This is a genomic window from Xanthomonas sp. NCPPB 2922, from assembly GCF_041520885.1.
Classification (GTDB): Bacteria; Pseudomonadota; Gammaproteobacteria; order Xanthomonadales; family Xanthomonadaceae; genus Xanthomonas; species Xanthomonas campestris.
On the sequence record NZ_JBGOFY010000002.1, the window covers coordinates 198,898 to 217,165 of the forward strand.

An 18,268-nucleotide genomic window follows, 5' to 3' on the forward strand; every position below is an offset into this window, starting at 1 on the left:
TGGGAGTGGGGATTCGCAAGAGCGGTCCCCGGGGGCTGTTGCAGTGTGGGGCGCTTAGGGACGCGCGCTGTGGCGGGGTGGAAGCGTGGCTTGGCGCTGGATCATGCAGGCTGTGCAGCGGCGCGGCGCCTTGGGTGTGATGTGGCGAGCATGCCGAGCATCCACGAAGACCGCCACCAACCGCCGCGTAGGAGCGCGCTCGCGCGCGATGAAGCTCTCCCGGTAACGCCTCATCGCGCGCAAGCGCGCTCCTACACAAGCGTGATGTCACTGCGGTCTGGATGGTTGCTGCTCCGATGCGCGCGTGCGTGGGCAAGCCTTGCAGTCGAAGGCATCAGGCCGGAAGACCTGCCGCGTAGGAGCGCGCTCGCGCGCGATGAAGCGGTCCCGGTAACGCCTTATCGCGCGCAAGCGCGCTCCTATACAAGCGTGATGTCGCTGCGGTCTGGATGGTTGCTGCTCCGATGCGCGCGTGCGTGGGCAAGCCTTGCAGTCGAAGGCATCAGGCCGGAAGACCTGCCGCGTAGGAGCGCGCTCGCGCGCGATGAAGCTCTCCCGGTAACGCCCCATCGCGCGCAAGCGCGCTCCTACACAAGCGTGATGTCACTGCGGTCTGGATGGTTGCTGCTCCGACGCGCGTGCGTGGGCAAGCCTTGCAGTCGAAGGCATCAGGCCGGAAGACCTGCCGCGTAGGAGCGCGCTCGCGCGCGATGAAGCTCTCCCGGTAACGCCCCATCGCGCGCAAGCGCGCTCCTACACAAGCGTGACGTCACTGTGGTCTGGATGGTTGCTGCTGCGATGCGTGTGCGTGTGTGGGCAAGCCCGGCAGTCGAGGGCATCAGGCCGGAAGCCCTGTCTCGTAGGAGCGCGCTTGCGCGCGATGAAGCTCTCCCGGTAACGCCCATCGCGCGCAAGCGCGCTCCTACACAAGCGTGATGTCGCTGCGGTCTGGATGGTTGCTGCTCCGACGCGCGCGCGCGGGCAAGCCCGGCAGTCGAGGGCATCAGGCCGGAAGCCCTGTCTCGTAGGAGCGCGCTTGCGCGCGATGAAGCTCTCCCGGTAACGCCATCGCGCGCAAGCGCGCTCCTACACAAGCGTGACGTCATTGCGGTCTGGGACGCAGGCATGCGACTAGCGACACCCACCGATCAGGCGCGGTTACCAATCAGGCCCCAGCCACCGCTTTTACGATTCCCGATTCCCGATTCCCAACTCCCCAATCCCCGCCTCCTCAAGGCACCTCCCCCCGGGCCTGTGCGCGCGCATTGGCGATCAGCGCCTTGAGCAGGGCGCGGTCGGTATGGCGGGAGATGGCGATGGCGCCGAGGGCGATCGCCTCGGTGCGTAGCGGGGCGGGCACGTCGTAGTGCGCGCCGCTGAGTTTGTTCTGGAAGGCGCGGCGGGGAATGCCCAGCCGCGCCGCCATTGCATGCAGCTCGTCCAAGGTATCGCCGAGCAGGTGCGCCCAGCGCTGGTCGCGCCACAGGTGCACGGCATCGTCGACGTAGACGGCCACCGGCTGGCCTCAGGCCTTCTTGCTCTTCTTTTTCTTGGCGCCGTCGGTGGCGTCGGCGTCGTCCTGCGCGGTTTCGGCCGCGCTGTCGTCAGCGTCGGCGTCCGCATCGGCCGCATCAGCGGCGTCATCCGCATCGGCTGCCACTGCATCGCTGTCGCTGTCGCTGTCGTCTTCGCCTTCTTCGCCTTCGCCGGCATCATCGCCATCGGCGTTCTCGAACTCGGACACCAGCGTGGTCAGGTATTCCTCGGCGGTCTTGCCTTCTTCGGCGGCCAGGTCGTCGATCATCTGCTGCAGCTGGGTCGAATATTCCAGCGAGATGGTCTTGCCTTCCTTCTCCTGCAGGTTGGCCAGGTGCTTGAGCATGGCCAGCATCGGGACCGGGTTGTCGGCGCTGCCCATGGTCTGGCCGCCGATAGACAGCATCCACTCGCTGCCGCCCTGCAAACCGATCGCGGCGACGACGCGGCCGTCGGCATCCTGCAGCACGGCGTGGTTGGTGACCTGGGGCGCCTGGCCCAGACGGACGATCGGACGCTTGGGTTGCTGCTTCTTGCGCTTGTCGCGCTTGGCCTTGGAATTGCGGGACATGGTGTTCTCGACGCTGGAAATGGCCGGCCATTCTAGGCGCTTGTGCGCGCCACGGCTCGGACGGGCCCCGCGGTACGCGCGGGGACGCTCCCGATCAGCTTGCCAGGAGGTGCCAAAGCCCACCCGCCAGCGATGTCTGGAGCGTCAGTTCGGCTGTGCCGACTCGCTGGTGGCCACCCGTGGCGCGGCGATCGCCGCTTCGGCAGCCTTGGCAAGCGCGGCCGCCGAGGCCACCTGCGCGCCGGACGATACCCGCGGCGGCGCTGGCTTGGTGCCGGCCGCAGCAGGCGCAGGCACCGGCGTTGCGGTGCCGGCAGCGGCCGGTGCAGGTGCCGTTGTGCTGCTTCCGGTCGCTGCAGGTGTGCCCACCGTGGCGGTGCCGGTGGCGGCAGCGCCGCTCAGGTCCGGCACATGGGTGTCGGCATCGGGAATGGGTTTGCCCAGTGCCACGCCCTGGTCACTGCCGGCCAGGGCCGCCTGCTCGGCGTCCTGGGTCATCACCACGATGCTGATGCGGCGGTTGATCGGGTTCTGCGGGTTGGTCTTGTCGAACAGCACCGACGAGGACAGCCCCACCACGCGGGTCACCTTGGCATCGGCCATGCCACCGCCCACCAGCGCGCGGCGCGCGGCGTTGGCGCGGTCGGCGCTGAGCTCCCAGTTGGTGTAACCGGCATCGCTGCTGTAGGCGGTGGTGTCGGTGTGGCCGGTGATGCTGATGTGGTTGGGCACCTGATTGATGAAGCTGGAGAGCTCGCGCAGGATGTCCACGGTGTAGGGCTTGAGCTGGTCGCGGCCGATGTCGAACATCGGGCGGTTCTGCTTGTCCACGATCTGGATGCGCAGGCCGTCGGGGGTGAGGTCGAGCAGCAACTGGTCCTTGAACGGCTCCAGCGCCTGGCTCTTGTCGATGGCTTCCTTCAGGTCCTGCATCAGCGCTTCCAGGCGCTTCTTGTCCTTGGCGCGGCTATCCACGTCGGTATCGGCGGCGTTGTCGCGCTTGCGGCCCATCTCGTCCTTCTGCCCCTTGGCCATGTCGGCGGTTCCGCCGAGCTTGATCATCGAGGTGCTGGCGCCGCCGGGCCCGTTCATGCCGGGCGAGGGCGCCGGCGATTTGCCCGACAGCGGGCTGGGATTGCGGAAATATTCGGAGATCGCCGCACGCTGTTCCTTGGTGGTGGCCGCCATCAGCCACAGCACCAGGAAGAAGGCCATCATCGCGGTCACGAAGTCGGCGAACGCCACCTTCCAGGCGCCGCCATGGTGGCCGCCGCCCTGGACCTTCTTGACCCGTCGGATAATGACGGTGGATTTGCCCTCGGCCATGACCGCGGTCCTACTTGATCGTCTTCAGGTGCGTTTCGAAATCACCGAAGCTCGGGCGCACGTTGGAGGGCAGGGTCTTGCGCGCGAATTCCAGCGCAATCTTCGGGTTGTAGCCACGCAGGCAGGCCAGCAGCGCGGTCTTGACCGCTTCGTAGATGCGCCCGTCCTGCTCGGCGCGCGCTTCCATCGCCGCCGACAACGGCGACACAAAGCCATACGCCAGCAGGATGCCAAGGAAGGTGCCGACCAGTGCGGCGCCGACGTGGTGGCCGATCTCTTCGATCGGGCCGCCAATCGAGCCCATGGTGATCACGATGCCGAGCACGGCCGCCACGATGCCGAAGCCGGGCAGGCCGTCGGACACCTTGCTCAGCGCATGCGCCGGTGCCAGGGCTTCGTGGTGATGCTTTTCCAGTTCCAGCTCGAGCAGCGGCTCCAGCTCGTGCGGCTCGATGTTGCTGCCGATCATCAGGCGCAGGCAGTCGGTGATGAAGTCCAGCAGATGGTGATCGGCCAGTACCTTGGGATAGGTGCCGAAGATGGTGCTGTCCTGCGGCTTTTCGACATGGTCTTCCAGCGCCATGAAGCCGTCGCGGCGGGCCTTGTTCAACAACTCGTAGATCAGGCTCAGGGTGTCCTTGTAGTCGTCGGACTTGTACTGCGGGCCCTTGAACACGCCCATGACGCCGGTCAGCGTTTCCTTGACGATCTTGCCTGGCGTGCTCACCAGGAACGCGCCCAGCGCCGCGCCGCCGATGATCATCAGCTCGTACGGTTGCCACAACGCGCCCAGCTTTCCGTGCGACAGCACATAGCCGCCGAGGACACTGACGATGACGACGATGAAGCCGATGATGATGAGCATGGCGCAGCCGGGAGCAAGCTAGGGTTGCTGTTTGTTTCGGCCCGGGCGGCGGATTCTTGAAGCGCGTGACGTGAAGATGTGCGCTGCGACTGAACGCATTAGCCCCTGCATCAGCCCACGCCGCTCGCGTCCGCCTGCGTGCATTTGACGGCCTCGCCGCCCGCCAACGTTAGCGTTGCCTCGCCCGCGTGCGCCCAGAAGGCGTTGCCGTGGATGTCCGCGTAGCGGGCGCCAGTCGGGGCGTCGGCATGCGTGAGCAGCAGGGTGCGGCCGTTCACGTTCAGCTGCACGGCCTGGGTCGCCGCATCCGTATGCACACCCACCATTTGCTCGCCGCAGCGCCACTGCGCAGTGGCCGATGGAGCGGGAGTTGGCGCGGTTGGGGATACGCCCGCCGGGCGGGGCGGCGGGCCGCCCACGCTGGCGTCGGTGATGGCCGGCGTGCTGCCGGCCGCTGGTGAGTCGGCTGCGGCAGGCGGGCGATCGTTGCCGTTGCAGCTTGTCAGGGCCAGGGCCAGGGCGAGCAGGCTGGCCAGGCGTAGCGGGGAGACCGGGTGCATGTGACGCCTCCTGTCGGATCAGGGTGCCGCAGCGCCGGTTGACGCTGCAGGACTGTCAGGACCGGTGCGCCGCCGCGCGCATCAGGCCGGTTGGGTCTCGGCGCCTGCGCGCTGCAGCGGATTGGGCAGCGGCTGGCCGTCTTCGGTGAACGCCAACGAGACCGAATTGAGGCAGTGGCGCTCGCCGGTGGGCGGCGGACCGTCGGGAAACACGTGGCCCAGGTGGCTGTCGCAGCGCGCGCAGACGATTTCGGTACGGACCATGCCGTAGCTGGTATCGCGGATCTCGCGCACATGCGCCGGGTCGTAGGGCGCAAAGAAGCTGGGCCAACCGGTGCCGGAATCGAACTTGGCATTGGAACGGAACAGCGGCAGCCCGCACAGGCGGCAGGTGTAGACCCCGTCGAGCTTGTTGTCCAGGAACACACCGCAGAACGGGGCCTCGGTGCCGTGGTGCAACAGCACGCGCTGCTCCTCGTCGCTGAGCCCGGCAATCAGGGCATCGCGCTGGGCGGGGGAGGGCGGGGTGAGGTCGAACTGGCTCATGGGGCTCTCGCATGCGCTCGCTGGCGGGGTGCCGGCGCCTGCCCTTGTGATGTGGGCAGTGCGCGCTGGGTTCAACCGCTGGCGCGAAGCCGACCGGCGCGCTGGTCCTCACTGGAGGAGCGCAACGACTGCTGTGCGGCCGCGTCGGTACCGATGCCCGGAGATCCTGCGTTGAGGAGCGCTGCGTTTTCGCATGGCGCCGACGTCGCCGAAGCGTTCAGGGCCCGGCGGGGTCCGTGCATTGCCGCCGCGCGCCGGCGGCCCCATTGATTGCCTATCTCTCATGCAACGTGGTGCCCGACATGACGATTTCTTCCTCAACGCGCGGCCTGGTGCTGTGTGGCCTGCTGGCTGCCGCCGGCACGGTACTGGCGCAGTCGGCCACCACCACGCGCTCGTCCAACACTCTGCAGCCCATCACCACGCCCACGCCGGTGCAGCCCACGGTCGCGCCGCCGCGCCCGGTACAGCCAACCCCCACAATGACGCCGGTGCCGTCGCAGCTGGGCCAGCGCCCTAACGCCCCGACCATCCCGACCCGCGGACCGGCACAGACGCCGGTGGCCCCGGCCGGCAGCCAGGTGCCGGCCAGCACGCCAATGGTCTACGACCGCAACGGGCGCTTGCTGCAAGGCATGCAGCCGGCCGGCCCCAACCGCGTGCTGGACACCAAGACCGGCCGCTACTACGACGCAGTACCAGCCGGCGATGGCATGCGCGTGGTGCGCTGAGAGCGCTGTGCGGGCCGCCGCGTGCTGAAGCACGCGGGGGCGGTGTGGCCATGCAGTTCGCAGCTCGCAATGCTTTTAGCGGCGAGCTTGTTTAGCGGCGAGCTTGCGCAAAGCTGCGCGTAACTCGACGGCGGTTCGGCCGGTGAAAGCCAGCCTCGGCAGGTGTGCGGCAACCGACCAACGTCCGCCAGCTTCGGCTACGCCGGTAGTTCCACTTCGCCTTCAGTCGGCCAGAAGCCCTTAGTCACACCATCCCGTTAAGCATTGCGACCCCGTGGGGGCATCTGCGCAACTCGGCCGCTAACCCGCTAACCCGCTAACCCGCTAACCCGCCAACCCGCCAACCCGCCAACCCGCCAACCAGACCGGTCACGGCCAACCGCGAATCCCGATTCCCCAATCCCGATTCCCGACTCCCATTCCTACCCCTCAATCGGCAACGCCAGCGTCTCCTTCACCTCTTCCATCACGATGTAGCTCTTGGATTCGCGTACGTGCGGCAGGGTCAGCAAGGTGCTGCCGAGCAACTTGCGGTACGAGGCCATCTCGCTGATGCGGGCCTTGAGCAGGTAATCGAAATCCCCCGAGACCAGATGGCACTCCAGCACGTTGGGCAGCTTGAGCGCGGCGCGGCGGAATTCTTCGAAGATGTCGCCGGATTTGTAGGCCAGGCTGATCTCCACGAACACCAGCAGGCTGGCCTTGAGGTAGTGCGGATCCAAGCGCGCGTAATAGCCGGTGATGGCGCCGTCGCGCTCCAGCCGGCGCACGCGCTCGGTGCAGGGCGTGGTGGACAAGCCCACCCGTTCGCCCAGCTCGGTAAAGGAAATCCGGCCCTCCTGCTGCAGGATGCGCAGGATCTTGCGGTCGATCTTGTCCAGCTCACGCGCGCGGGTGGCCATGGGGTCTGTGTCCAGGCGGATTTGACAGGAAGTTTCGCTGCGAAGCGGTGCTGATTCCAGAAATAGCACTGCCTGGCTCGCAATATACTGCGCCTAAACGTCTCCCTCGGCACCTGGTTCTGGGGGAATGCTCTTTTTGAGGAGAACGCGACATGCGGGTGCTCATTCTCGGTAGCGGCGTCATCGGCACCACCACTGCCTGGTATCTGGCGCAGTCCGGCTGCGAGGTCACCGTGGTGGACCGGCAACCGGCCTCCGGCCTGGAAACCAGCTACGCCAACGCCGGCCAGCTCTCCTTCGGCTACACCTCGCCGTGGGCCGCGCCGGGCGTGCCGGGCAAGGCGGTGAAGTGGCTGTTCGAACAGCACGCACCGCTGTCGATCCGCCCCACCCGCGACCTGCGCCAGCTGGCCTGGCTCAGCCAGATGCTGCGCAACTGCACCGCCGAACGCTACGCGGTGAACAAGGCGCGCATGGTGCGGTTGTCCGACTACAGCCGCGACTGCCTGAACGCGCTGCGCGCCAGCACCGGTATCGAATTCGAAGGCCGTCAACTCGGCACCACGCAGCTGTTCCGCACCCAGCAACAGCTGGACGCGGCCGCGCAGGACATCGAGGTGCTGGCGCAGTACGGCGTGCCCTACGAGCTGCTGTCTCCGGCGCAGATTGCCCAGTACGAGCCCGGCCTGGCCGGCGGTGGCGCGCAGATGGCCGGCGCGCTGCACCTGCCCGAAGACCAGACCGGCGACTGCCGGCTGTTCACCCAGCGCCTGGCCGACCTGGCCACGCAGGCCGGCGTGCAATTCCGCTATGGGCAACAGATCGAGCGCCTGGAGCATGCTGGCGGCGAAATCACCGGCGTGCAGATCGATGGCCGCCTGGTCACCGCCGACCGCTATGTGTTGGCACTGGGCAGCTACTCGGCCGATCTGCTGCTGTCGCTGGGCCTGCATCTGCCGGTGTACCCGCTCAAGGGCTATTCGCTGACCATCCCGATCGTGGACGCGCAACGCGCGCCAACTTCCACGGTGCTGGACGAGAGCTACAAGATCGCGCTGACCCGCTTCGACGCGCGCATCCGCGTCGGGGGCATGGCCGAGGTGGCCGGCTTCGACCTGTCGTTGAATCCGCGCCGCCGCGCCACCCTGGAAATGGTGGTCAACGACCTGTTCCCCGGTGCCGGCGATCTGGCCCAGGCCGAGTTCTGGACCGGCCTGCGCCCGGCCACGCCGGACGGCACCCCGGTAGTGGGCGCCACGCCGTACGCCAACCTGTTCCTCAACACCGGCCACGGCACGCTGGGCTGGACCATGGCCTGCGGCTCCGGCCGCTACCTGGCCGACCTGATGCAGGGCCGCACGCCCGAGATCGATACCGAAGGCCTGGACGTGTTCCGTTATCTGTCCACGCGCAGCACGCGCCCGCACCGGGAGGCCGCGTAGTGCGTCCTGCGCAAGCGTTGATCGACCTGGACGCGTTGCGTCACAACTACCGCCTGGCCCGGCAACTGGGCGGCGGCAAGGCATTGGCGGTGGTCAAGGCCGACGCCTACGGCCACGGCGCGGTGCGCTGTGCGCAGGCGCTGGAACCGGAGGCCGACGGCTTTGCCGTGGCCTGCATCGAAGAAGCGTTGGAGCTGCGGCAGGCCGGCGTGCGCGCGCCGATCCTGCTGCTGGAAGGTTTCTTCGAGCATGACGAGCTGGCGCTGATTGCCGAACACGATCTATGGACGGTGGTCGCCACGCCCTGGCAGGTGCGCGCGCTGGCCGAGTTCCGCAGCCCGCGCCCGTTGCGGGTGTGGTTGAAGCTGGACAGCGGCATGCATCGGCTCGGCTTGTCGCCGGAAGATTTCCGTGCCGCATGGCTGCATTTGCGCGGGTTGCCGCAGATCGACTCGCTGGTGCTGATGACGCACCTGGCACAGGCCGACGAGCTGGAGTGCAGCCGCACCGACGAACAGGCCGTGGCGTTCGCGCTGACCTGCGGCGGCATGCGCGCGGAAACCAGCCTGCGCAATTCACCCGGCCTGCTCGGCTGGCCAGCGCTGCGCAACGATTGGTCACGCCCGGGGCTGATGCTGTACGGCGCCAACCCGTTCCCGCAGCCGACCGAGCTCACCGCGCAACTGCGCCCGGTGATGACGGTGCGCTCGCGCATCATCAGCGTGCGCGACCTGCCGGCCGGCGAGCCGGTTGGCTATGGCGCGCGCTTCGTGGCCGAACGGCCCACGCGCGTGGGCGTGGTGGCGATGGGCTATGCCGACGGCTACCCGCAGTTCGCGCCCAACGGCACGCCAGTGCTGGTGGATGGCAAGGTGTGCCCGCTGATCGGCCGTGTGTCGATGGACATGCTCACCGTGGATCTCACCGAGCACCCGCACGCCGATGTGGGAACGCCCGTGCAGCTGTGGGGCGACGCGCCGCAGGTGAGCACGTTGGCCACGCAATGCAATGTCAGCGCATACCAGCTGCTGTGTGGACTCAAGCGCATTCCGCGGCACTACAGCGCACCTGCACACGCGTAACGCCGCTGCGCGCTCACAACACTGCTTCGCAGGCTTGAGCTGTAGGACGTGGCAGTGGATGCCCAGATCAACACGAACACACATCAACGGCGCCCTGCGGCGCCGTTGTCTGTTCCAGCATGTCGTTGGTGTCGTGCGTGTCGCGCTTTGCGCGCTGCATCAGCGCTGCGCGGTGTCCCGGTCACGATCGCCGCGGAACTGCTTGCGCACCCAGTCGTCGATCATCGCTTTCTCGAACCGCAGCGGGTCGGTGTCGTTCATGCGCGGGCCGCTCATCAGGAACGCCGAATCCACCAGCTTGCGCTCGCCCTGGTCGATCACCGCGCCACTGGCATCGGTCAACGTGTATTCGAAGCTCATGCGCGGCGGGTAGATGTCCTTGACCACGCGCACGTCCTGCATGCGTGGCCCATGCCATGGCTCGTACTGGCCGGCGCGGCGGATATCGGTGATGGTCACGCTGAGGCGTTGGCCGTCCGGCAGCTGCCGCTCGGCGCTGCGCTGGAAATAGGTGGCCAGCTGGGTCACCCAATCGCCGCGCTGCGCTTCCCAGCGGTTGCCGCTGTAGCGGATATCGGAGAACTGCGCCGGGTCGGTCCAGCGCACCTGCACCGGGCCATCGCTGGACAGGGCGCGCGGGGCATCCGGATCGGTCACGTTGCGCACCCCGGCGGTGGCTCCGGTGCTGGCAAGCAGGCCGGCGAGCAGCAGGCTCGCGCTGGACACAAGCAAACGTTTCATGGAAAGCCTCCAGAAGAGATGGCCGGCAACGCCGGGCACAGGATCAGTGTGGGGCCGCCCTGCACGCCCCGCAACGCACGCTGCGCCTGGGGCTGGCATGGCGTTGCCGCCCGGTTAATGCAGGTGGCCGCGGTGCTGACGGCGGGTTCACCACGCCTGCGCTTCCGCTTCACGGCCCAGCCCGGAAGATCGCTGCCATGGACACCTACTCCCGCACAAAATCAGCCTCCTCGGCGCCGGCACACATGCCGTCGGACGTGCGACTGCAGTTCATCGATTGGGCAAAGCAGCACGGCCACAATCCGGCCACCGGCGCTGCCGCCTTCGTGGCCCTGCAGAGCGACCTCGACCTGGACATGGCCACCCGCAGCATGCCGCTGGAGCCGGGCGCCGACGCCCGCGAAGCATTGCGCGAACATCTGGCCGCACTGGCGCGCCAGGTCGATGTGGCCGTGCAGTTTCCACCCGTGTACGCCTACACCTCGGCCACCGGCGCGGAGTACCGCTACTCGCTGATGCTGGTCATCGCCGAGGATTGTGTGGAGTGGACCGGGCGCGTCTGGCAGGGCCTGGACTACCAGGGAATGCTGACCGGCCGCGGCCAGGGCCCGCGCGCCAACTACACCCAGCTCGCGCGCATGGCGCTGGAGCGCGAACTCGACCAGGAGCGGCCGCGTTATGTCCAGTCCTGATCTGGAACTCATCCTGCCGCAAGGGGCGCATGTCGCCGATGCAGACGACAGCTTCAGCCAGCAATGCCGCGATGAATGCACGCGGCTCGGTCTGTCGCGGGTGCGCCTGCTGCTGCTGGACGCCGACTACGCGCGTTCGGGCCTGTGGCGGGAAGAGGCGCAGCGCTGGGTGGACGAGCAACTGCGGCGCGAAGGTGAATGGGCATTTCGCGGCTTGGTGGCCGGCATCATGCTGCTGAGCGCAGGCATCGTGGTGGTGGCCGCACTGCTCTGGTAGCAGGGCGGCAGGCTGGGCGATCCTGCGGCGCGCGAGCGCGGTGTGCACCCGCCGACGACATCGGACATGGTTTCATCCGCTCGTCATCCGCCCTGGCATCACCCGTGGACCCTGATTTGAGCACTTCAGCCCTCAGCCCCGAATCGATCGTCGCCGCATCGGCGCCCGTCGCAGAGCCGACGCTGGATTCGGGCATGTACCGCGAAATCTTCGACAACGTGGACGCCGGCTTCTGCATCATCGACATGGTGTTTGAAGGCGACCGGCCCACCGATTACATCTTCCGCGTCACCAACGAGGCATTCCAGCGCTACACCGGCCTGTCCGAGGTCGCCAATGTCTCGATGCGCAGCCTGCGCGCCGATCATGAGCAGGAATGGTTCGACCGCTACGGGTACGTGGCACTGACCGGCAACCGCATCCACTTTGAAATGCAGGCCAAGGCGCTGAACCGCTGGTACTCGGTGGACGCGTTTCGGGTGGGGCCGCCGGAGCTCAAGCGGGTGGCCGTGCTGTTCATGGACATCACCGAGCGCAAGCGCGTGGAGCGCGAGCTGGCCGAGAGCGAGGCGCGCTTCAGCGCGCTGGCGGACGGGCTGCCGATGCCGGTCTGGGTGCTCGATGCGCAAGGCGTGGTGCGTTTCGTCAATAGCGCCTATGGCGAATTTTTCTGCGTGGATATTTCCAGCGGCACCGTGTCGGCCTGGAGCGAACTGCTGCATCCGGAAGACGTGCCGGTGTTCCAGTTTGAATTGGCGGCCTCGCTGGAAGAACAGCGCGGCCTGCACGCGCTGGTGCGCGCGCGCCGGCACGACGGCCAGTGGCGCTGGATCGAGATGACCGCCACGCCGCGTTATTCCGCAGACGGCCGTTTCATTGGCCTGGCGGGCAGCAGCCCGGACGTGACCGAACAGCGCGAAATCGCCCTGGCGCGTGAGCAACTGCTCGAATCCGAGCGCAGTGCGCGCAACGAGGCAGAGAGCATGGCGCGGCTCAAGGACGAGTTCCTGGCCACCTTGTCGCACGAGTTGCGCACGCCGCTCACCACCATCCTGGGCTGGAGCGAGCTGCTGTTGCAGCGGGTCGAAGAGGGCCACCCCAACTACAAGGGTCTGTCGGTCATCGCCAGCAGCGCACGCGCGCAAAAACGCCTGATCTCCGACATGCTCGACCTCAGCAGCATGCTGCTGGGCAAGGTGCAGCTGGAAGTGGAATCGCTGGATCTGGCCGAGCAGGTGCGCGAAGCCCTGGGCGCGCAGGAGCCGGTGGCCGAGGGCAAGGATCAGGTCCTGCAGCTGCATGTGCCGCTCACGCCGTGTCTGGTGTTGGGCGATGCCACGCGGCTGCAGCAGGTGTTCTGGAATCTGCTGTCCAACGCGATCAAGTTCACGCCCGCGCACGGCCGCATCGATGTGACCGTGGAGCACGACGACGGCCACTTCATCGTTTCGGTGCGCGATTCCGGCGACGGCATCGCTTCGGAATTCCTGCCGCATCTGTTCGGCCGGTTCCGCCAGGCCGACGCCACCACCACCCGCCAGCACGGCGGCCTGGGCCTGGGCCTGGCCATCGTGCAGCAGCTGGTGGAAATGCACGGCGGCCAGGTCGGCGCCACCAGCGGCGGGCGCGGCAAGGGAGCCACCTTCACCGTGCGCCTGCCGGAGCATCAGCCCGACCAGGCCAAGCGGCCGCGGCGTGAACTGCGTCGGCGGCTGATGTCCGAACAAATCGTGGAGGCGCGCGCGCTCAACGGCCTGCGCTTGCTGGCGGTGGAAGACCAGCCGGATATGCTCGACTATCTGCGCCGCCTGCTGGAAGAGCAGGGCGCCGAAGTGGTGACCGCCGGCAGCGCCACCGATGCGTTGGCGCTGATCGACCACCGTGGCTATGCACGCTTCGATCTGATGCTCACCGACATCGGCATGCCGGGCATGGACGGCTACGGGCTGATCCGCACCGTGCGCGAAAACATGGGCCTGGATGCGACCGCATTGCCGGCGGTGGCGGTCACTGCGTTGGCACGCGACGACGATCGCCAGCGCGCGCTGGCCTCCGGCTTTCAGGAACATCTGGCCAAGCCGTACAGCGTGGCGCAGCTGGTGACCGCGGTGCGCGCCGCGCGCGAACCGGCCGACTGATGCAGCGCGCATGATGCGATGCGATGCGGCCGGGTTGCCGCATCGCATCGCATTTCGGCGACTGGGCCACTCGGTGTGTTTGCTGCATCGTTCACGGCCGATGGCCTAGCGTGCGGGCTCCCCTTTCGGAGATCGCGCGATGCCCAAATACGCCCCCCATGTCTATACCGAACAGGCGCAGATCGCCACGCTGGAGCATTGGGTGAAGCTGCTCGACGGGCAGGAACGCGTGCGCATCGAGCTGGACGACGGCAGCATGATTGCCGGCACCGTGGCGGTGCGTCCCACCATCCAGACCTATCGCGACGAACAGGAACGCGAAGGCAGCAATGGCCAGCTGCGCATCGACCATCTGGATGCCTCGCAGGAGCCGCAATGGATCTGGATGGATCGCATCGTGGCGGTGCATCCGATGCCGCTGGGTGCCGACCCGCAAGTCATGCCCTGACAGGCGGCCTTTACAGGGTGTTTACTTCTCGCAGGCGCGTCACCGGCATCATGCCCGACTGTCGCAACTGTTCAGGATTCCGCCCGCAATGAATGCTCCCGTCTTGAAGCTCGCCCGTTGGCCGCTGCCGCTGCTGACCGTCGCCGTGCTCGCCGCCTGCGGCGATACCGCCACGCTTGAGATCGCACAGGGCACCGGGCCGAATCCGCAATTGCCGGAACCAGTGAAACGGCTGATCCCCACCGTCAAGGTGGCACCTGTCAAGCGCTGGGCCGCCAACGCCAAGCCGATCGCCGCCGACGATCTGCAGGTCAATGCGTTCGCGCGTGATCTGGATCACCCGCGCTGGGTGTATGTGCTGCCCAATGGCGACGTGCTGGTGGCCGAAACCGCCGAACCGCCCAAGCCCGACGATGCCGGCGGCGGTGGCCTGCGCAAGAAAGTGCAGGGCGCGATGATGAAGAAAGCCGGCGCGGTGGTGCCCAGCGCCAACCGCATCACCTTGCTGCGCGATGCCGATGGCGACGGTGTGGCGGAAGTGCGCACGCAGTTCATCAGCGGCCTGTTTTCGCCGTTCGGCATGGCGCTGGTGGGCGATCGTTTCTACGTGGCCAATGCCGATGCGCTGGTGAGTTTTCCGTACGCGCCCGGCGATACCCACATCACCGCCAAGCCGACCTTCGTGGCCAATTTGCCGGGCGGCCTCAACCATCACTGGACCAAGTCGCTGCTGGCCAGCGCCGATGGCAGCAAGCTGTATGTGGGCGTGGGTTCCAACAGCAACGTGGCAGAGAACGGCATGGAGGCCGAGCTCAATCGCGCCGCCATCCTGGAGATCGACCCGGCCACCGGCAGCAGCCGCGTGTTCGCCAGCGGCCTGCGCAACCCGGTCGGCACCGCCTGGGAGCCGCAGAGCCAATCGTTGTGGGTGGTGGTCAACGAGCGCGATGAAATCGGCAGCGATCTGGTGCCCGATTACCTCACCTCGGTGCGCGATGGCGGCTTCTACGGCTGGCCGTACAGCTACTACGGTCAGCACGTGGACGAACGCGTGGAGCCGCAAAATGCCGAGCTGGTGGCCAAGGCGATCAAGCCTGATTACGCGCTGGGCCCGCACACCGCCTCGCTGGGGCTGAGTTTTGCCAGCGGCAGCCTGTTGCCACAGCGTTTCCGCCAGGGCGCCTTCATCGGCCAGCACGGCTCGTGGAATCGCGACCCGCCCAGTGGCTACAAGGTCATCTTCGTGCCGTTTGCCAATGGCAAACCCGCCGGCAACCCGATTACGGTGCTGGATGGCTTCCTGGATGCCGAAGGCAATGCCCAGGGCCGGCCGGTCGGTGTGGCGCCGGACAACAGCGGCGCGCTGCTGGTGGCGGATGATGTGGGCAACGTGATCTGGCGGGTGACGCCAAAAACGCGCTGAGGCTGGCGTGGCACAAAAAAACCGGGCAATGCCCGGTTTTTTGCTGCGCGTGCGGCGGGCCGCTAGCGCGGTGCTTCCGGAGAGGCATTGAAGCGGCGGGCATAGTCGCGTTCTTCGCTGATCCGGCTGACTTCCTCATCGGCCATTTCCGGCGCGCCATACACGGCGTAAGCCACGCTGCCGTCGTCGCGTTCACCGACCTGATGCAGCCGGTAGCGGGGTCGCCCGGCGCCGGTGTTTTCCGGGTAATGCATCGGTGGCGGGGTGTCGTCCAGGTCCATCTCGCTGTTGTCTACAACTCCACCTACGAACAGGGCTCGCATTGCGTATCTCCGGTGTGGGCGTAGTTGCAGCCTAGGTCGGTGGATGTTGCGTGCGCATCAATGCGCCGTATAGGCGCCGCAACGAGCGCGGCAGGCAGCCGGCACCGGTCCCTTACAATGGGGGCCTGTTCCTGACCCGATGATCCGATGGCTGGCCCGCACGATGCTCCGCTTCAAGCCCTGTTCCTGCCGTTCGCGCAAGGGGTGCTGTCCTGGCCACAAGGCCCGGTGCTGTTCCTGCGCGCGCGCGACGGCTGGCCGCTGCGCGAGCATGCCGTGGCCGAGGCGCTGACCTGCGAACAAAGCTTCCGCCCGTTCGCCGAGGCGCTGGAGCGCAGCGGCTGGCAGGTGCGCGAGGAAACCGAGATCGAGGCCGACACCACCCGCTACGCGATGGTGCTGGTGCTGCCGCCCCGCCAGCGCGAAGAGGCCCGCGCCCTGTTCGCGCGTGCGGCGGCGCTGACCGCCCCCGGCGGCTGCGTGGTGGCCTGCCAGTCCAACAACGAGGGTGCGCGCTCGGGCGAGGCCGATCTGCGCCAGCTCACCGGCCTGGCCGGCAGCCTCACCAAGCATCACTGCCGCACGTACTGGAGCGGCCCGCTGCCGGGCAGTACCGATGCGGCCTTGCAGGCGCGCTGGGCGGCACTGGATGCGCCGCGCAAGATCCTGGACGGGCGCTTCGTCAGCCGCCCCGGCGTGTTTGCCTGGGACCGCATCGACCCGGCGTCGGCGCTGCTGGTCGAGCATCTGCCAACCACCCTGGCCGGCCATGGCGCCGATCTGGGTGCCGGTTTCGGCTATCTCTCCGCCGAGGTGCTGGCGCGGTGCCCCAAGGTCACCGCACTGGATGTCTACGAAGCCGAAGCGCGCGCGCTGAACCTGGCGCGGCGCAACCTGCAAGGCAGCGCGCATCCGGCGCAGCTGCAGTACCACTGGCGCGATGTCACCGCCGGGCTGGCCGCGCAATACGACTTCATTGTCAGCAACCCACCGTTCCACACCCCCTCGCGCGCCGACCGGCCGGACATCGGGCAACGCTTCATCGCGGTGGCCGCGCAGGCGCTGCGCCCGGGCGGGCAATTGCTGCTGGTGGCCAACCGGCATCTGCCCTATGAGCAGGTGCTCAACGACAGCTTCGGCCAGGTCCGCGTGGCGGCCGAGCGCGATGGCTTCAAGCTGATTGCCGCCGTGCGCGGGCGTGGAGCGCGCGCATGAAGCTGGTCAAGCACATTGCCAATCTCGGCTATGGCAGCCGCAAGCAGGTGACGCAGCTGTTCCGGCAGGGCGCCATCACCGATGCGGCCGGCGAGGTGTTGTACGCCGACGATCAGGTGGACCACGCCGCGATCCGCATCGATGGCGAGCCACTGGACCCGCCGCCCGGCTTCAGCGTGCTGCTGCACAAACCCAGCGGCTACACCTGCTCGACCAAGGACACCGGCCGGCTCATCTATGAGCTGCTGCCACCGCGCTTTCGCCTGCGTGCGCCGGTGCTGGCGCCGGTGGGGCGGCTGGACCGCGAGACCAGCGGCATGTTGCTGATGACCGACGACGGCGCGCTGCTGCACCGGATCATTTCGCCCAAATCCGCGTTGGACAAGGTCTACGACGTCACCCTGGCCGAGGACCTGCGCGGCGATGAGGCGGCCTTGTTCGCCAGCGGGACGCTGCTGCTGGAAGGCGAAACCAAGCCGCTGCTGCCGGCCGAGCTGGAGGTGCTGGGCGCGCGTCAGGCGAGGCTGACCCTGCATGAAGGCCGCTACCACCAGGTACGCCGCATGTTCGCCGCCGCCGGCAACCACGTGGTGGCGTTGCACCGCAGCCGCATCGGTGGGCTGTCGCTGGACGGGCTGGACGCCGGGCAATGGCGCACGGTGGGGCCGGAGGATCTGGACGTGTTGTTCGGGCGCGGTGACGCCGCATGAGCGCCACCACGCCGCTGCCGTTCTGGCCGCAGGCGGTGATCTTCGACATGGATGGCCTGATGCTCGACAGCGAGCGCGCCATCACCGCCTGCCTGGCACAGGCCGCCGACGAGCATGGGCTGCAGATCGAGCCCGCATTCTGGCTGCGCATGGTCGGCACCGGTGATGCCGCGTGCCGGCGCCTGCTTGGCGAGCGCATCGGCACCACGGCCATGGAGCACGTGCTGGCACGCTGCCAAGGTTTGTACGACGCCGCGGTCAGCGCGGGCATTGCGCATCGGCCCGGCATCATCGCGCTGCTGGAGTTCCTCAACGCGCACGGCATGCCGCGTGCGGTGGCCACCTCCACCCAGCGCCCGCTCGCGTTGCGCAAGCTGGCTGCCTCCGATCTGTTGTGGCGTTTCGATGCGGTATGCACCGCCAGCGACGTCGCACACCCCAAGCCGGCGCCGGATATCTACCTGCTGGCCGCCCGCACGCTGGGCGTGGACCCTGCGCAGTGCCTGGTGCTGGAAGATTCACCCACCGGCGTGCGTGCTGCACTCGCTGCGGGCATGACCCCGATCCAGGTGCCGGACCTGCTCGCACCCGATGCGGAGGTGCGTGCGCTCGGCCATCGCATCGTTGCCTCGTTGATGGACGCGCAAACGTTACTGGAAGCGCGGCTGGCCTGAGATGGTGTGGTTGGTGTGGTGGTGGTAATCGCGGCACGGCTTCGACGTTCGTCATCACTGCGTCGC

The 18,268-nt window shown here is 67.5% G+C and carries 20 protein-coding genes; 11 read left to right on the top strand and 9 right to left on the bottom strand.

Annotated features, from left to right (window positions below; translation table 11 throughout):
- Nucleotides 1–1,231 precede the first annotated feature (1,231 nt).
- The 6 genes from ACD584_RS03420 to msrB all read right to left on the bottom strand — a co-directional run bounded on the left by ACD584_RS03420 (nt 1,232) and on the right by msrB (nt 5,404).
- Nucleotides 1,232–1,516 (bottom strand): DUF4031 domain-containing protein, encoded by a 285-nt coding sequence (locus ACD584_RS03420; protein WP_014506481.1) that lies wholly within the window; start codon nt 1,514–1,516, stop codon nt 1,232–1,234.
- Nucleotides 1,517–1,525: 9 nt separating this feature from the next.
- Nucleotides 1,526–2,107, bottom strand: coding sequence for a hypothetical protein (locus ACD584_RS03425; protein WP_175611584.1), 582 nt, complete (start codon nt 2,105–2,107; stop codon nt 1,526–1,528).
- A 144-nt stretch (nt 2,108–2,251) separates the two neighbouring features.
- The gene (motB, locus tag ACD584_RS03430) at nt 2,252–3,433 is read right to left on the bottom strand and encodes a flagellar motor protein MotB (protein WP_076036501.1); all 1,182 of its coding nucleotides are present in this window, start codon (nt 3,431–3,433) and stop codon (nt 2,252–2,254) included.
- A 10-nt stretch (nt 3,434–3,443) separates the two neighbouring features.
- On the bottom strand, nt 3,444–4,298 hold the full coding sequence (motA, locus tag ACD584_RS03435) for a flagellar motor stator protein MotA (protein WP_011038736.1): 855 nt from the start codon (nt 4,296–4,298) through the stop codon (nt 3,444–3,446).
- Between the two features lie 110 nt (nt 4,299–4,408).
- Complete coding sequence (locus ACD584_RS03440; RefSeq protein WP_076036500.1) at nt 4,409–4,858, bottom strand: MliC family protein; 450 nt, start codon at nt 4,856–4,858, stop codon at nt 4,409–4,411.
- Between the two features lie 81 nt (nt 4,859–4,939).
- A complete protein-coding gene (gene msrB / locus ACD584_RS03445) occupies nt 4,940–5,404 on the bottom strand; it encodes a peptide-methionine (R)-S-oxide reductase MsrB (protein WP_012439339.1) in 465 nt (154 codons plus the stop codon).
- A 302-nt stretch (nt 5,405–5,706) separates the two neighbouring features.
- On the opposite strand from msrB, the gene ACD584_RS03450 reads away from it, so the two are divergent.
- Nucleotides 5,707–6,135 (top strand): hypothetical protein, encoded by a 429-nt coding sequence (locus tag ACD584_RS03450; protein ID WP_075286610.1) that lies wholly within the window; start codon nt 5,707–5,709, stop codon nt 6,133–6,135.
- Between the two features lie 422 nt (nt 6,136–6,557).
- Here ACD584_RS03450 and ACD584_RS03455 read toward each other — a convergent pair whose 3' ends face one another.
- On the bottom strand, nt 6,558–7,037 hold the full coding sequence (locus ACD584_RS03455; protein ID WP_005992148.1) for an Lrp/AsnC ligand binding domain-containing protein: 480 nt from the start codon (nt 7,035–7,037) through the stop codon (nt 6,558–6,560).
- Nucleotides 7,038–7,189: 152 nt separating this feature from the next.
- Here ACD584_RS03455 and ACD584_RS03460 point away from each other — a divergent pair, with 152 nt between their 5' ends.
- Both ACD584_RS03460 and alr read left to right on the top strand, forming a co-directional pair.
- Nucleotides 7,190–8,479 carry a D-amino acid dehydrogenase gene (locus ACD584_RS03460; RefSeq protein ID WP_070691672.1) on the top strand — a complete coding sequence of 430 codons (1,290 nt, stop codon included), beginning with the start codon at nt 7,190–7,192 and terminating at the stop codon, nt 8,477–8,479.
- Nucleotides 8,479–9,561, top strand: a complete 1,083-nt coding sequence (alr, locus tag ACD584_RS03465) for an alanine racemase (RefSeq protein ID WP_076036499.1) — start codon at nt 8,479–8,481, stop codon at nt 9,559–9,561. Before ACD584_RS03460 ends, alr begins: the two co-directional genes overlap by 1 nt.
- A gap of 159 nt (nt 9,562–9,720) precedes the next feature.
- Here alr and ACD584_RS03470 read toward each other — a convergent pair whose 3' ends face one another.
- Nucleotides 9,721–10,302 (bottom strand): DUF3016 domain-containing protein, encoded by a 582-nt coding sequence (locus tag ACD584_RS03470; protein WP_042594576.1) that lies wholly within the window; start codon nt 10,300–10,302, stop codon nt 9,721–9,723.
- Nucleotides 10,303–10,547: 245 nt separating this feature from the next.
- Between ACD584_RS03470 and ACD584_RS03475 the strand changes: the two genes are divergently transcribed.
- From ACD584_RS03475 to ACD584_RS03495, 5 genes are all read left to right on the top strand, one after another.
- Nucleotides 10,548–10,994 (top strand): hypothetical protein, encoded by a 447-nt coding sequence (locus tag ACD584_RS03475; RefSeq protein ID WP_014506489.1) that lies wholly within the window; start codon nt 10,548–10,550, stop codon nt 10,992–10,994.
- The gene (locus ACD584_RS03480) at nt 10,981–11,271 is read left to right on the top strand and encodes a hypothetical protein (protein WP_116923711.1); all 291 of its coding nucleotides are present in this window, start codon (nt 10,981–10,983) and stop codon (nt 11,269–11,271) included. The genes ACD584_RS03475 and ACD584_RS03480 overlap by 14 nt, the downstream gene beginning before the upstream one ends.
- A 104-nt stretch (nt 11,272–11,375) precedes the next feature.
- The gene (locus tag ACD584_RS03485) at nt 11,376–13,409 is read left to right on the top strand and encodes an ATP-binding protein (RefSeq protein ID WP_175611583.1); all 2,034 of its coding nucleotides are present in this window, start codon (nt 11,376–11,378) and stop codon (nt 13,407–13,409) included.
- Nucleotides 13,410–13,548: 139 nt separating this feature from the next.
- Nucleotides 13,549–13,857 carry a DUF3247 family protein gene (locus tag ACD584_RS03490; RefSeq protein ID WP_012439331.1) on the top strand — a complete coding sequence of 103 codons (309 nt, stop codon included), beginning with the start codon at nt 13,549–13,551 and terminating at the stop codon, nt 13,855–13,857.
- Nucleotides 13,858–13,945: 88 nt separating this feature from the next.
- On the top strand, nt 13,946–15,280 hold the full coding sequence (locus ACD584_RS03495; RefSeq protein ID WP_076036496.1) for a sorbosone dehydrogenase family protein: 1,335 nt from the start codon (nt 13,946–13,948) through the stop codon (nt 15,278–15,280).
- Between the two features lie 62 nt (nt 15,281–15,342).
- Here ACD584_RS03495 and ACD584_RS03500 read toward each other — a convergent pair whose 3' ends face one another.
- A complete protein-coding gene (locus ACD584_RS03500; protein ID WP_076036495.1) occupies nt 15,343–15,603 on the bottom strand; it encodes a hypothetical protein in 261 nt (86 codons plus the stop codon).
- A gap of 147 nt (nt 15,604–15,750) precedes the next feature.
- On the opposite strand from ACD584_RS03500, the gene ACD584_RS03505 reads away from it, so the two are divergent.
- Genes ACD584_RS03505 through ACD584_RS03515 form a run of 3 tightly spaced genes read left to right on the top strand, consistent with a single transcriptional unit; the run spans nt 15,751 to nt 18,202 of the window.
- The gene (locus ACD584_RS03505; RefSeq protein ID WP_076036494.1) at nt 15,751–16,818 is read left to right on the top strand and encodes a class I SAM-dependent methyltransferase; all 1,068 of its coding nucleotides are present in this window, start codon (nt 15,751–15,753) and stop codon (nt 16,816–16,818) included.
- Nucleotides 16,815–17,528, top strand: a complete 714-nt coding sequence (locus ACD584_RS03510; protein ID WP_040941865.1) for a pseudouridine synthase — start codon at nt 16,815–16,817, stop codon at nt 17,526–17,528. Before ACD584_RS03505 ends, ACD584_RS03510 begins: the two co-directional genes overlap by 4 nt.
- Nucleotides 17,525–18,202: an HAD family phosphatase gene (locus ACD584_RS03515; protein WP_076036493.1), complete on the top strand. Its 678-nt coding sequence runs from the start codon at nt 17,525–17,527 to the stop codon at nt 18,200–18,202. Before ACD584_RS03510 ends, ACD584_RS03515 begins: the two co-directional genes overlap by 4 nt.
- Nucleotides 18,203–18,268 lie beyond the last annotated feature (66 nt).

Coding starts and splice junctions, on each gene's coding strand:
- ACD584_RS03425 (WP_175611584.1), bottom strand. CDS start 2,107: ATGTCCCGCAATTCCAAGGCCAAGCGCGACAAGCGCAAGAAGCAGCAA.
- motB (WP_076036501.1), bottom strand. CDS start 3,433: ATGGCCGAGGGCAAATCCACCGTCATTATCCGACGGGTCAAGAAGGTC.
- motA (WP_011038736.1), bottom strand. CDS start 4,298: ATGCTCATCATCATCGGCTTCATCGTCGTCATCGTCAGTGTCCTCGGC.
- ACD584_RS03440 (WP_076036500.1), bottom strand. CDS start 4,858: ATGCACCCGGTCTCCCCGCTACGCCTGGCCAGCCTGCTCGCCCTGGCC.
- msrB (WP_012439339.1), bottom strand. CDS start 5,404: ATGAGCCAGTTCGACCTCACCCCGCCCTCCCCCGCCCAGCGCGATGCC.
- ACD584_RS03450 (WP_075286610.1), top strand. CDS start 5,707: ATGACGATTTCTTCCTCAACGCGCGGCCTGGTGCTGTGTGGCCTGCTG.
- ACD584_RS03455 (WP_005992148.1), bottom strand. CDS start 7,037: ATGGCCACCCGCGCGCGTGAGCTGGACAAGATCGACCGCAAGATCCTG.
- ACD584_RS03460 (WP_070691672.1), top strand. CDS start 7,190: ATGCGGGTGCTCATTCTCGGTAGCGGCGTCATCGGCACCACCACTGCC.
- ACD584_RS03470 (WP_042594576.1), bottom strand. CDS start 10,302: ATGAAACGTTTGCTTGTGTCCAGCGCGAGCCTGCTGCTCGCCGGCCTG.
- ACD584_RS03475 (WP_014506489.1), top strand. CDS start 10,548: ATGCCGTCGGACGTGCGACTGCAGTTCATCGATTGGGCAAAGCAGCAC.
- ACD584_RS03480 (WP_116923711.1), top strand. CDS start 10,981: ATGTCCAGTCCTGATCTGGAACTCATCCTGCCGCAAGGGGCGCATGTC.
- ACD584_RS03490 (WP_012439331.1), top strand. CDS start 13,549: ATGCCCAAATACGCCCCCCATGTCTATACCGAACAGGCGCAGATCGCC.
- ACD584_RS03495 (WP_076036496.1), top strand. CDS start 13,946: ATGAATGCTCCCGTCTTGAAGCTCGCCCGTTGGCCGCTGCCGCTGCTG.
- ACD584_RS03500 (WP_076036495.1), bottom strand. CDS start 15,603: ATGCGAGCCCTGTTCGTAGGTGGAGTTGTAGACAACAGCGAGATGGAC.
- ACD584_RS03505 (WP_076036494.1), top strand. CDS start 15,751: ATGGCTGGCCCGCACGATGCTCCGCTTCAAGCCCTGTTCCTGCCGTTC.
- ACD584_RS03510 (WP_040941865.1), top strand. CDS start 16,815: ATGAAGCTGGTCAAGCACATTGCCAATCTCGGCTATGGCAGCCGCAAG.
- ACD584_RS03515 (WP_076036493.1), top strand. CDS start 17,525: ATGAGCGCCACCACGCCGCTGCCGTTCTGGCCGCAGGCGGTGATCTTC.